Below are 11,897 nucleotides of genomic sequence, written 5' to 3'. Positions count from 1 at the left end.
AATGCGTATCAGCACCCAGATGATGTACCAGCAGAATATGCGTGGCATCACTAACTCTCAGGCTGAATGGATGAAGTTCGGCGAGCAGATGTCGACCGGCAAACGCGTGATCAGCCCGTCTGACGATCCGATTGCCGCGTCGCAGGCCGTAGTGCTTTCTCAGGCTCAGGCGCAGAACAGCCAGTACACGCTGGCGCGCACCTTCGCGACGCAGAAAGTCTCGCTGGAAGAGAACGTACTGAGCCAGGTAACAACGGCTATTCAGGCTGCGCAGGAGAAAATTGTTTATGCCGGTAACGGTACATTAAGTGATGATGACCGTGCATCGTTGGCCACTGATTTGCAGGGTATCCGCGATCAGCTGATGAACCTGGCGAACAGCACCGACGGTAATGGGCGCTACATTTTTGGCGGATATAAAACCGAATCGGCCCCGTTTGCCCAGGCTGATGGTTCCTATAGCGGTGGAACAACAAATGTGACCCAGCAGGTTGATGCTTCCCGTACCATGGTCATTGGTCACACGGGCGACAAAATCTTCGCCAGCCTGACCAGCAACGCCGTACCGGAACCACCGGGTAGCACCCAGGAAAAGAACCTGTTCAAAATGCTGGACAGCGCGATTGAAGAGCTAAAAATTCCTATTGCGGGTGATGATGTGGCAAAGGATAAGGCCGCAGCCGCTATCGATAAAACCAATCGTGGCTTGAAAAACTCACTGAATAACGTGCTTTCCGTTCGCGCAGAATTGGGTACCCAACTGAGTGAACTGAGCTCACTGGATTCACTGGGAGCCGATCGTGCGTTAGGCCAAACCCAACAGATGAGCAACCTGGTGGATGTCGACTGGAATGCGGCGATTTCGTCCTACGTCATGCAACAGGCCGCACTTCAGGCCTCTTATAAAGCATTTACCGATATGCAGGGAATGTCGTTGTTCCAGCTTAATCGGTAAAAACTCTTTTTGAACATATCTTGAAACTGGGTATGTTTGTCTGCCCGCTCCCTTAACACCCAGGAGCGGGCATTTTTTTAGGCTACCGTTGTTTTGCTAAGCGACAGATTTCCCGTCAGCCTTATTACCAGCGCAAGCGCACCGCTGATGGTTGCCAGCGTCACCACACCTTCCCAGTTTGCCAGCGCATAGACCTGACTCCCGAGAACGGAACCCAGCGCCATACCAATGAACACCATAGTAAACAGCAGCGCATTCAGACGGCCCCGGGCCTGAGGCTCCAGGCCATAAACCAGGTTCTGGTGGGCAACCAGGCTGGATTGCAATCCGAGATCAAAACCGACCGCCGAAACAGCAATCAGCAGCCACTGCCCCTGTACTGGCAGGGCGGGTAACAAGAACATCAGTGCGAAAGAGACGGTTACCAGCAAAGCACCTAACTGCGTCACTTTTGCTGCGCCCACTTTATCGGCCAGATGACCCGCCAACGGCGCGGCAAGCGCACCGGCGGCTCCCGCGATACCAAACGCGCCCGCCATAGCGCTACCCATGTGATAATGTTCAGATAACATCACCGCCAGCGTGGACCAGAAAGCGCTGAAGGCTATGGACAGAAAGCCCTGTGCCAGCGCCGCGCGGCGCAATGCGGGATACCGTTGCCAGAGCTGCGCCATAGAGAGCATCAATGACGGGTAGCTCAGCGTAGAATGGGCCGTAAAGCGAGGCAGTACCTTCCACATAATTACGGTAATCATGGCAATACTGGCGGCGGCAAGTTGGTACATCTCACGCCAGCCAAACGCTTCACCCACCAGTCCGCTAACGGTACGCGAGAGTAAAATCCCCAACAGCACGCCTGTCATCACCGTGCCCACCGTTTTTCCCTGTTTGCCTTCCGGCGCCAGAATAGCCGCCGCGGGAACGATATCCTGCGCCATTGTTGCCGCCATGCCCATCAACAGGCTCACTATTAGCAGTGAATGTAACTGCCCGGTAAAGCTGCATGCCAGAAGCAGTACGGCAAGAGAGATACTTTTCAGCAGGATTAATGTCCGGCGGTCATAACGATCGCCCAATGGTAATAAAAACAGAATACCCAGCGCATATCCCGCCTGGGTCAGCGTAGGAACCAGTCCCATGCCAGTAATACTTAAGTCCAGATCCTGACCCATTAAAGGCAGAAGGGGCTGGGCATAGTAGATAGCGGCAACGCTGAATCCGGCTCCTAATGCCAGAACGAAAATGACCCAACGGGAAAATGCGGTGTGTGTGTTCACAAATGATTCCTCAATCACAGGATGTGCGGCTATTTTTATCCTTCTGCGGGTGGTGCGGTAGCGAGCGCAGTGGTAAAACAGTTATACGCCGGGCGTATGAAGAAACCGATATGATAAAAACTGAACGTATAGATAGGGTGGAATTGATGCGCACGTTTGTGCGTATCGTTGAAGCAGGGTCGCTTTCGGCAGCGGCAAAACAGATGGGGACAACGCAAGCGACGGTAAGCCGACGGTTGCAATCCCTGGAAACCCTGCTGGGTGTGAAACTGATCATGCGTACCACGCATGCGATGAAATTAACCGACGATGGAGAGCGCGGTTACCAGCACGCCAAAAATATCATCGATGCCTGGCTGGCGCTGGAAGATGGACTTAATGTCACGGAAGATGAACCGGTGGGGACGTTGCGCGTACGGGCGCCGCATGCGTTTGGACAGCAACAGCTCCTTGAGCCGCTGTTGCAGTTTCTTTCGCGCTATCCACAGTTATCGGTGGAGTGGATGCTTAACGACAAAACCGTTGATTTCCTGAGCGATAATATTGATTGCGCGATTCGGGTTGGCGCGGAAGTCGATCCGGCCACGGTTTCCGTTTTACTGGCTGAAGTTCCCCGTAGCATGGTGGCGAGTCCTGTATTGCTGGAGCAATATGGCGAAATTTCGCACCCTGAGCAGTTATCCGCGCTGCCGTGGATTGCAGTGAACACGTTTTTTCAGCATAGCGTTTCGTTGCTACACCAGGCGCGTAATGAACCTGTCACGCTGACTATTTCACCCAGATTAAGTACTGACAGTATTTATGTGGCAAGAAATGCCGCGCTGGCGGGGCTGGGGGTGACGATTGTTTCAAGCTGGATGGTTGAAGAAGATATCGCCAACGGACGTTTAGTTATGCTGCTACCCGAGTGGCGGGCAGCCTCGTTGCCGGTGCATCTGGTTTATCCCTGGGCGCGTTACTATCCGACACGGTTGCGCAAATTTTTAGCGTTAATGAAGGATGTGATGCCACAGTTAACCGGGATGAAACGCGTAGAGCCGATATAAAAAAGCCGACCCTAAGGTCGGCTTTGATGTTGATTATGACTTATTCAACCGGCTGCGGGCGTGTTGCCGGCGCAGTGGCCTGATGCGTGGCGCTGTGTCCACCGGCGGCGCCTTTGCCTTCAAAGGCGAATGGCGGGCGCTGCCAGTCGCTATGACGCGGCGCTTCTGGCACATAATCCGGCGCGGGAGCGCGGGTCATCGGCGCAGTCGCATGGCTGTGAAGGTGCTCGGCGTCAACGCTTGTTGCGACAACGTCAGACTTAACGACTTCAGCTTCTACAACCGGCGCAGCAACAACTTCCTGCGGCGCAGCGACTTCTTCCACAACAGGTGCTGCTTGCGCGACTTGTGCAATTTCTTCAACCACCTCCGGCCGGGAGACAACGATTTCCGCAGGCTCTTCAGCCGGGGTTTCAGCGACCGGTTGAGCTTCAGCGGCGATCTCTTCAGCTACAGGTGCGTCAGATTCAGCGATAATTTGCGGTTGTTCTTCAACCGGGGTCGCAATGACTTCCGGATGCGTGGTTTCAACAACGGCAATCTGAGGTTCCGCTACAACTTCCTCTGGCTGCACGGCTTCAACCGGCGCAGGAGTGTCCGCAATGTGCTCAACGGCAGCCGCAGCAACCTGAGGCTCTACTGCGACAGAGGCAGTTTGCTCCTGGTGAATTTCCTGCTCGCGTTGTTCTTCAACCTGCTGATCCTGCGGACGAACGACAGGGTAGCTGATCCATACTTTACCGGACGCCAATTCAGGAGAAGCGCAGGCGACGGTCAGCGGCATTGGCGACTGAGCCGGATAACGCTCGTCACGATAACGACGACGACGCTGTCCACTTACGCGCAGATGGCGAGGGGAGCGGCGGGAACGACGTGGCATACCGTTGGAGTCACGCGCTTCGCTGTTGTCTTCCTGCTCAGGTGCGACAACGGCTGGCAGATCAACTTTCGCCAGTTCGGTACGCGGAGTCGGTACGGACTGCTCAACGGCTTGAGCGACAACGACCTCAGCTGCCGCAGCGGTAGTTGCCACTTCGGCTTCAACCGCCGTGCTGTCTGTATAACGCACTTTCTGGTTCAACTGACGCTGTTTACGACGGGTCTGAGGCTGACGTACGCGCTCTTCCTGCTCGGTATCCTGCGCTTGTTGTTCAGCCAGGTTCAGCTCTTTAACTTCCTGCTGCGCCTGACGCTTGTCATCGTTGCGGCGACGGTTGCGCTCGCGACGCGGGGTCTGCTGCTCATCACCTGATTTCGCTTTGTCAGCGACATCACTGGATTGCTGGCGATTATCGCGCGCTTCCGCATTTTGCTGCTGGGCCTGACGACGGTTACGACGATTGTCATCGCGATTTTCGCCGTTTTCCGCACGTTCGTTACGGTTATCACGATCGCCACGGTTATCGCGGTTATCACGACGATCGTTACGATCGCGACGATTATTTTGACGTGGTTTACGGCGGTCCTGCTGACGTTCCGTCTTCTCTTCAGCTTTCGGTGCAGGTTGTTCAACCGGTTTCGCTTCTTCGTTACCGCCGAAGATAGACTTCAGTGCGCTGAAGAAACGGCTAATCAAACCAGGCTGAGAGGCTGTTACTGCGGTGGCGGCAGCAGCTTTAGGCGCTGCGGCTTTAACAGCGGGTTCTTGCACGGTTGGTGCTGGCGGCACGTCTGGCATAGCAAAGGTCGCGAGTGCCGGTTGCTCTGGCTGTTTACGCTCGACATACTCTTGTTCTGACGGCAGTTCCATTGCTTCTTCGTGCAGCTTCGGCAGCAAGTAGCTCAGGGTTGGAGTTTCTTCGCCTTTGCGGACGCGCAGCACGGAATAGTGCGGGGTTTCCATCTGATCGTTTGGCACGATTACACAGCGCACGCCATTCTGACGCGTCTCGATGGCGTTGACCGCAGTACGCTTTTCGTTGAGCAGATAAGAGGCAATCGGCACAGGAACGATAGCGTGAACTTCCTGGGTATTCTCTTTCAGCGCTTCTTCTTCAATCAGACGCAGAATAGACAGCGACAGAGATTCGTTATCACGCACGGTACCGGTGCCGGAGCAGCGCGGGCAGACGTGATGGCTGGACTCACCCAGAGACGGGCTCAGACGCTGGCGGGACATCTCCAGCAGGCCGAAGCGAGAAATATGGCTGATCTGAATACGCGCTCGGTCCTGGCGCACGGCTTCACGCAGGCGGTTTTCAACCGCACGCTGGTGGCGAACCGGCGTCATATCGATAAAGTCGATGACAATCAGGCCGCCGAGGTCGCGCAGACGCAGCTGACGCGCAATTTCATCGGCTGCTTCCAGGTTGGTGTTGAATGCGGTTTCTTCGATGTCGCCGCCGCGGGTCGCGCGTGCGGAGTTGATATCGATAGCGGTAAGGGCTTCAGTGCTGTCGATGACGATGGAGCCGCCGGACGGCAGACGCACTTCGCGCTGGAACGCGGACTCAATCTGAGATTCAATTTGATAGTGGCTGAACAGCGGGATTTCACCGGTGTACAGTTTGATTTTGCTGCTGAAATCCGGACGACCCAGCGCGGCGATGTGCTGACGCGCCATCTCCATGACTTTCGGGTTATCAATGAGGATTTCGCCAATATCCTGACGTAAATAGTCACGGAATGCGCGGACGATGACGTTGCTTTCCTGGTGAATCAGGAACGGAGCAGGGCGGCTGTCGGCGGCTTTTTGAATGGCTTCCCAGTGTTTCAGGCGGAAGCTCAGGTCCCATTGCAGCGCTTCGGCGGATTTGCCGACACCTGCGGTACGCACAATAAGCCCCATACCATCAGGCAGTTCCAGGCTTGCCAGCGCTTCTTTTAATTCGGTGCGGTCATCGCCTTCAATACGACGGGAGATGCCGCCCGCGCGCGGGTTGTTCGGCATCAGAACCAGATAACTACCCGCCAGGCTGATAAAGGTGGTCAGCGCAGCGCCTTTATTGCCGCGTTCTTCTTTATCGATCTGAACAATGACTTCCTGACCTTCGCGCAACACATCTTTAATGTTGGGACGACCATGGGAGTTGTAGTTAGCGGGGAAGTATTCGCGGGCAATTTCTTTTAACGGAAGGAAACCGTGACGTTCAGCGCCGTAATCAACAAAAGCAGCTTCCAGACTCGGTTCAATACGGGTAATTTTACCTTTATAGATGTTGGCTTTTTTCTGTTCGTGTCCGGGACTTTCGATATCCAGATCGTACAGACGTTGCCCATCTACAAGGGCGACACGCAACTCTTCCTGCTGAGTCGCGTTAATTAACATTCTTTTCATCGTAACTTACTCATTATTCTTACATTGACGACTAAGCTGCGGGCAGAGTAATGCCTTTCCGGGTGTGAACCGATGGCCTCGTGTCTATTCGCGTCGCCAACCTCACGGTTATCGTCAGCTCAAAGAGGCGCAGAGTGTCGGTTGCCTGTATTTCATACGGAAACACAGCGCAATTATCAGGGGAACAGTCTGGGTGTTACTCTCCAGAAAAGCTTCCTTATTACCGGTAAGGACTGCAACCCGCAGCCCGCTAACTGCCTGAAAGATCAATACGTCTTACGCCATTGCTGCGTTGATGATCGGTCGGGCAAAATTGGGTCATTCCGGAAAAGGTCTTGTTTTAACAAGATTCAACACGGAGACGACCTCATTATTCCACTGCTAACCTTGTTATAGCAAGATGACTTTTGCCATTTATCACCCGGTTACTCACAGTTTTTTCACTTCCGCGTAGTGATTGGTTTAATAACCACCAAATCGGTTATGTCAAACTTAAGTAATAGGGTATAGCAGTTAATATAAGCATAGAAAAATGTGTGGCGCGAATCTTGATGGCTATTTAAAATCGGCCCCCATGAAAACAGAGACTCCAGCCGTAAAAACAGTTGCTATCACTGCCGACGAAGCAGGGCAACGCATCGACAACTTTTTACGCACTCAACTTAAGGGTGTGCCGAAAAGTATGATTTATCGCATTTTGCGTAAAGGCGAAGTGCGGGTGAATAAAAAGCGCATTAAACCCGAGTACAAACTCGAAGATGGGGACATCGTGCGTATTCCACCTGTGCGTGTCGCTGAACGTGAAGAAGAGACTATTTCCCCAAATCTGCAGAAGGTTGCGGCGCTGACTGATGTCATTTTATATGAAGATGATCATATTCTGGTGCTTAACAAACCTTCAGGAACGGCCGTACATGGCGGAAGCGGATTAAGCTTCGGTGTTATTGAAGGTTTACGCGCGTTACGTCCGGAAGCGCGTTTCCTCGAACTGGTGCATCGCCTGGACCGCGATACCTCCGGTGTGCTGCTGGTTGCTAAAAAACGCTCAGCCTTACGTTCGTTACATGAACAGCTGCGTGAAAAAGGGATGCAAAAAGACTACCTGGCGCTGGTGAGAGGCCAGTGGCAGTCGCATGTCAAAACCGTGCAGGCGCCGCTGTTGAAGAACATTTTGCAAAGCGGCGAGCGTATCGTGCGGGTGAATCAGGAAGGCAAACCGTCGGAAACACGCTTTAAGGTGGAAGAGCGCTATGCGTTTGCCACGCTTGTGCGCTGTAGCCCGGTCACAGGGCGCACGCACCAGATCCGTGTGCATACCCAATATGCCGGGCATCCGATAGCCTTTGACGATCGCTATGGCGACCGTGAGTTCGATAAACAACTCGCGGATACCGGACTGAACAGGCTGTTCCTTCATGCCGCGGCGTTGAAATTCACCCATCCTGGGACGGGCGAAGTGATGCGTGTTGAAGCGCCAATGGATAAACAGTTGAAGCGCTGCCTTGAGGTGTTACGTAGCAAAGCCTGATGCGCGTTGCTTATCAGGCCTGCAATCGCGTTATGCGCCGTAGGCCTGATAAGACGCATCGCGTCGCCATCAGGTGGATTAACTAGGCGTTCAGCGGGTTCATCTCTTCCCGGCGCAGCATTTGACACAATGCGATCAGCGGCAGGCCGATCAGCGTATTGGGGTCGCGCCCCTCGAGACGCTCAAAGAGAGCAATACCTAACCCCTCACTTTTAAAACTGCCGGCACAATGTAGCGGGCGTTCTTTGCGCAGGTAATCATCAATTTCCGTTTCGCTTAAATGCCGAAAATGAACGTCGAACGGCTCGACCTCAGTTTGTAAATGTCCGGTAGCTGAATTATAAAGCGCCAGTCCGGTGTAAAACGTCACAATATTGCCACGGGCTTTGAGTAATTGTTGGCGCGCATTTTCTTCTGTTAATGGTTTGCCGGTTATTTCACCATCAAGAACACAAATTTGATCGGAGCCAATAATCAGATGCGCTGGATAACGTTGGGCGAGAGATTGCGCTTTTTGTTGCGCCAGTCGCGAGACTAAATGGCGTGGCGCTTCGCCGGGTAACGGCGTTTCATCCACCTCAGGAGCCGCGCATTCAAACGGAATTGCCAGTTTTTCAAGTAAAGCGCGACGCCAGGGAGAGGTCGAGGCAAGTATAAGTTGAGGCATATTTTTCCCCTCGCATATAGCGTATTGATGAGAGCCATTTTAAACTATGGACTTCGTCCTACAAGCTGGCTGTATTGGCTTGTCTTGAGCGATTTTAAGTCGATGACCCGCAATGTGTGCGAATTATTGGCAAAAGGCAACCTCAGGCTGCCTTTTTCTTTGACTATATGACGTTACAAAGTTAATATGCGCGCCCTATGCAAAAGGTAAAATTACCCCTGACTCTTGATCCGGTTCGTACGGCTCAAAAACGCCTCGATTATGAAGGTATCTATACTTCTGATCTGGTTGAGCGCGTCGCCGATTCTGTGGTCAGTGTGGACAGTGATGTGGAATGCTCCATGTCGTTCGCTATCGATAACCAGCGCCTTGCCGTGATAACCGGTGATGCGAAAGTGTCGGTTACGCTCGAATGTCAGCGTTGCGGGAAACCGTTCCCACTTCATGTTCACACAACATATTGTTTTAGTCCTGTCCGTTCTGACGAACAGGCTGAAGCACTCCCGGAAGCGTATGAGCCGATTGAGGTTAACGAATTCGGTGAAATCGATCTGCTTGCAATGGTTGAAGATGAGATTATCCTCTCCTTGCCGGTAGTTCCGGTGCATGATTCTGAACACTGTGAAGTGTCCGAGGCGGACATGGTCTTTGGCGAATTGCCTGATGAAGCGCAAAAACCAAACCCATTTGCCGTATTAGCCAGCTTAAAGCGTAAGTAATTGAGGAGTAAGGTCCATGGCCGTACAACAGAATAAACCAACCCGTTCCAAACGTGGCATGCGTCGTTCTCATGACGCTCTGACCGCAGTCACCAGCCTGTCTGTAGACAAAACTTCTGGTGAACAACACCTGCGTCACCACATCACTGCCGACGGTTTCTACCGTGGCCGTAAGGTAATCGCTAAGTAATCACGCATGACTCAATGGATTTCCCGCTTCGGTGAGAAAGACAGAGAGCGCACGCGTGATGAAGCTTAGTGAGGCTTTCCCCGGGTAACTGGGGAAACACCTAACCGGGCAGCGACGATACCTTGACACATCTAACCCTGGCGTTAGATGTCATGGGGGGAGATTTTGGCCCTACCGTGACAGTGCCTGCAGCATTGCAGGCACTGAATTCTAATTCGCAACTCACACTTCTTTTAGTCGGGGATCCCGATACAATCACGCCATTACTTGCCAAAGCTGACTTCGAACAACGTTCACGTCTGCAGATTGTCCCTGCTCAGTCAGTTATTGCCAGTGATGCCCGGCCCTCGCAGGCTATTCGCGCCAGTCGTGGAAGCTCAATGCGTGTTGCCCTGGAGCTCGTGAAAGAAGGTCGAGCGCAAGCCTGTGTGAGTGCTGGTAATACCGGCGCGCTAATGGGACTTGCGAAGTTATTGCTCAAACCCCTTGAGGGTATTGAGCGTCCTGCGTTGGTGACGGTTTTACCGCATCAGCAAAAGGGCAAAACGGTGGTGCTGGATTTAGGCGCCAACGTGGATTGTGATAGCACGATGTTGGTGCAATTTGCCGTTATGGGTTCCGTGCTGGCAGAAGAAGTCGTTGGGATTGCTAATCCTCGCGTTGCGTTGCTCAACATCGGCGAAGAAGAAACTAAAGGTCTCGACAGTATTCGGGATGCTTCTGCGGTGCTAAAAACAATCCCTTCCATTAACTATATAGGCTATCTTGAAGCCAATGAGTTACTGACTGGCAAAACTGATGTACTGGTCTGTGACGGCTTTACAGGTAATGTCACATTAAAGACGATGGAAGGTGTTGTCAGAATGTTCCTTTCACTGCTGAAATCTCAGGGTGAGGGCAAAAAACGGTCGTGGTGGCTGCTTTTATTAAAACGTTGGTTACAAAAAAGCCTGACAAGGCGATTTAGTCACCTCAACCCCGACCAGTATAATGGCGCCTGTCTGTTAGGATTGCGCGGCACGGTGATTAAGAGTCATGGTGCGGCTAATCAGCGAGCATTTGAGGTCGCGATTGAACAGGCAGTGCAGGCGGTGCAGCGACAAGTTCCTCAGCGAATTGCCGCTCGCCTGGAATCTGTATACCCATCTGGATTCGAACTGCTGGACGGTGGCGAAAGCGCAAACTCACGACCGCACAGATAATAGCGCGTTTGTGAAAGCTGTCAGCGTACCAGCGTTTTGCTCGTGGCGGTATATAACCAAAAAGTGACTGAGCGTACATGTATACGAAGATTATTGGTACCGGCAGCTATCTGCCTGAACACGTGCGTACTAACGCCGATTTGGAAAAAATGGTCGAGACATCTGATGAGTGGATCGTCACTCGTACAGGTATCCGTGAACGCCACATTGCAGCGCCAAATGAAACAGTTGCGACGATGGGCTTTGCCGCCGCAAACCGTGCGCTGGAAATGGCGGGCATCGACAAAGACGAAATTGGTCTGATTGTGGTTGCCACCACATCATCCACACACGCATTTCCAAGCGCGGCATGCCAGATCCAAAGTATGCTGGGGATCAAAGGCTGTCCGGCGTTTGACGTTGCGGCCGCTTGCGCCGGTTTTACCTATGCCCTGAGCGTTGCCGATCAGTACGTTAAGTCTGGCGCAGTGAAGCATGCTCTGGTCGTTGGATCTGATGTTCTTGCTCGTACTTGTGATCCAACCGATCGTGGAACGATCATTATCTTTGGTGACGGCGCGGGCGCGGTGGTACTGAGCGCATCCGAAGAGCCGGGTATTCTCTCCACGCATCTGCATGCTGATGGTCGTTATGGTGAGTTGTTGACGCTGCCTAACGCCGATCGCGTAAATCCGGATAACCCGATCCACCTGACGATGGCGGGTAACGAAGTATTTAAAGTCGCGGTGACCGAGCTTGCCCACATCGTTGATGAAACGCTGGAAGCCAATAATCTCGACCGTTCTGCGCTGGACTGGCTGGTGCCGCATCAGGCAAACCTGCGCATTATCAGCGCGACAGCGAAAAAGCTGGGCATGTCGATGGATAATGTCGTCGTTACACTGGACAGACATGGCAATACGTCCGCGGCTTCCGTACCGTGCGCACTGGACGAAGCCGTCCGCGACGGGCGTATCAAAGCCGGGCAGTTGATATTGCTTGAAGCCTTCGGGGGTGGATTCACCTGGGGCTCCGCGCTGGTTCGTTTCTAGTATAA

Annotated in this window: 10 protein-coding genes; 7 read left to right on the top strand and 3 right to left on the bottom strand. The window is 53.1% G+C overall.

Annotation, left to right across the window (positions count from 1 at the left end; translation table 11 throughout):
- Position 1 precedes the first annotated feature (1 nt).
- Entirely contained in the window at positions 2–955 is a 954-nt protein-coding gene (flgL, locus tag FDX09_RS22530) for a flagellar hook-associated protein FlgL (RefSeq protein WP_110498365.1), read from the top strand.
- A gap of 77 nt (positions 956–1,032) precedes the next feature.
- On the opposite strand, the gene FDX09_RS22525 is transcribed toward flgL, so the two are convergent.
- The gene (locus tag FDX09_RS22525; RefSeq protein WP_137347900.1) at positions 1,033–2,232 is read right to left on the bottom strand and encodes an MFS transporter; all 1,200 of its coding nucleotides are present in this window, start codon (positions 2,230–2,232) and stop codon (positions 1,033–1,035) included.
- Between the two features lie 110 nt (positions 2,233–2,342).
- Between FDX09_RS22525 and FDX09_RS22520 the strand changes: the two genes are divergently transcribed.
- Positions 2,343–3,278: a LysR family transcriptional regulator gene (locus FDX09_RS22520; RefSeq protein WP_137347899.1), complete on the top strand. Its 936-nt coding sequence runs from the start codon at positions 2,343–2,345 to the stop codon at positions 3,276–3,278.
- 40 nt (positions 3,279–3,318) lie between these two features.
- On the opposite strand, the gene rne is transcribed toward FDX09_RS22520, so the two are convergent.
- A complete protein-coding gene (rne, locus tag FDX09_RS22515; protein WP_137347898.1) occupies positions 3,319–6,555 on the bottom strand; it encodes a ribonuclease E in 3,237 nt (1,078 codons plus the stop codon).
- A gap of 574 nt (positions 6,556–7,129) precedes the next feature.
- Here rne and rluC point away from each other — a divergent pair.
- Positions 7,130–8,083 (top strand): 23S rRNA pseudouridine(955/2504/2580) synthase RluC, encoded by a 954-nt coding sequence (gene rluC / locus FDX09_RS22510; protein WP_167371252.1) that lies wholly within the window; start codon positions 7,130–7,132, stop codon positions 8,081–8,083.
- Between the two features lie 82 nt (positions 8,084–8,165).
- Here the strand turns inward: rluC and FDX09_RS22505 are convergent, their stop codons facing one another.
- A complete protein-coding gene (locus tag FDX09_RS22505) occupies positions 8,166–8,750 on the bottom strand; it encodes a nucleoside triphosphate pyrophosphatase (RefSeq protein ID WP_038639734.1) in 585 nt (194 codons plus the stop codon).
- A 197-nt stretch (positions 8,751–8,947) separates the two neighbouring features.
- Here FDX09_RS22505 and yceD point away from each other — a divergent pair, with 197 nt between their 5' ends.
- The 4 genes from yceD (at position 8,948) to FDX09_RS22485 (ending at position 11,892) form a co-directional block, all read left to right on the top strand.
- Positions 8,948–9,469 (top strand): 23S rRNA accumulation protein YceD, encoded by a 522-nt coding sequence (gene yceD / locus FDX09_RS22500; RefSeq protein ID WP_003036239.1) that lies wholly within the window; start codon positions 8,948–8,950, stop codon positions 9,467–9,469.
- 16 nt (positions 9,470–9,485) lie between these two features.
- On the top strand, positions 9,486–9,659 hold the full coding sequence (rpmF, locus tag FDX09_RS22495) for a 50S ribosomal protein L32 (protein ID WP_003036242.1): 174 nt from the start codon (positions 9,486–9,488) through the stop codon (positions 9,657–9,659).
- A gap of 122 nt (positions 9,660–9,781) precedes the next feature.
- Positions 9,782–10,861, top strand: a complete 1,080-nt coding sequence (gene plsX / locus FDX09_RS22490; RefSeq protein WP_137347897.1) for a phosphate acyltransferase PlsX — start codon at positions 9,782–9,784, stop codon at positions 10,859–10,861.
- A gap of 77 nt (positions 10,862–10,938) precedes the next feature.
- A complete protein-coding gene (locus FDX09_RS22485) occupies positions 10,939–11,892 on the top strand; it encodes a beta-ketoacyl-ACP synthase III (protein ID WP_137347896.1) in 954 nt (317 codons plus the stop codon).
- Positions 11,893–11,897 lie beyond the last annotated feature (5 nt).

The sequence above is a fragment of the Citrobacter sp. wls717 genome (genome assembly GCF_005280955.1).
In the GTDB taxonomy this organism is placed as follows: domain Bacteria; phylum Pseudomonadota; class Gammaproteobacteria; order Enterobacterales; family Enterobacteriaceae; genus Citrobacter; species Citrobacter werkmanii.
Note: the sequence above shows the minus strand (reverse complement) of the source record. Positions and strands in the feature narration are given on the sequence as shown.

Coding starts and splice junctions, on each gene's coding strand:
- flgL (WP_110498365.1), top strand. CDS start 2: ATGCGTATCAGCACCCAGATGATGTACCAGCAGAATATGCGTGGCATC.
- FDX09_RS22520 (WP_137347899.1), top strand. CDS start 2,343: ATGATAAAAACTGAACGTATAGATAGGGTGGAATTGATGCGCACGTTT.
- rne (WP_137347898.1), bottom strand. CDS start 6,555: ATGAAAAGAATGTTAATTAACGCGACTCAGCAGGAAGAGTTGCGTGTC.
- rluC (WP_167371252.1), top strand. CDS start 7,130: ATGAAAACAGAGACTCCAGCCGTAAAAACAGTTGCTATCACTGCCGAC.
- FDX09_RS22505 (WP_038639734.1), bottom strand. CDS start 8,750: ATGCCTCAACTTATACTTGCCTCGACCTCTCCCTGGCGTCGCGCTTTA.
- yceD (WP_003036239.1), top strand. CDS start 8,948: ATGCAAAAGGTAAAATTACCCCTGACTCTTGATCCGGTTCGTACGGCT.
- rpmF (WP_003036242.1), top strand. CDS start 9,486: ATGGCCGTACAACAGAATAAACCAACCCGTTCCAAACGTGGCATGCGT.
- FDX09_RS22485 (WP_137347896.1), top strand. CDS start 10,939: ATGTATACGAAGATTATTGGTACCGGCAGCTATCTGCCTGAACACGTG.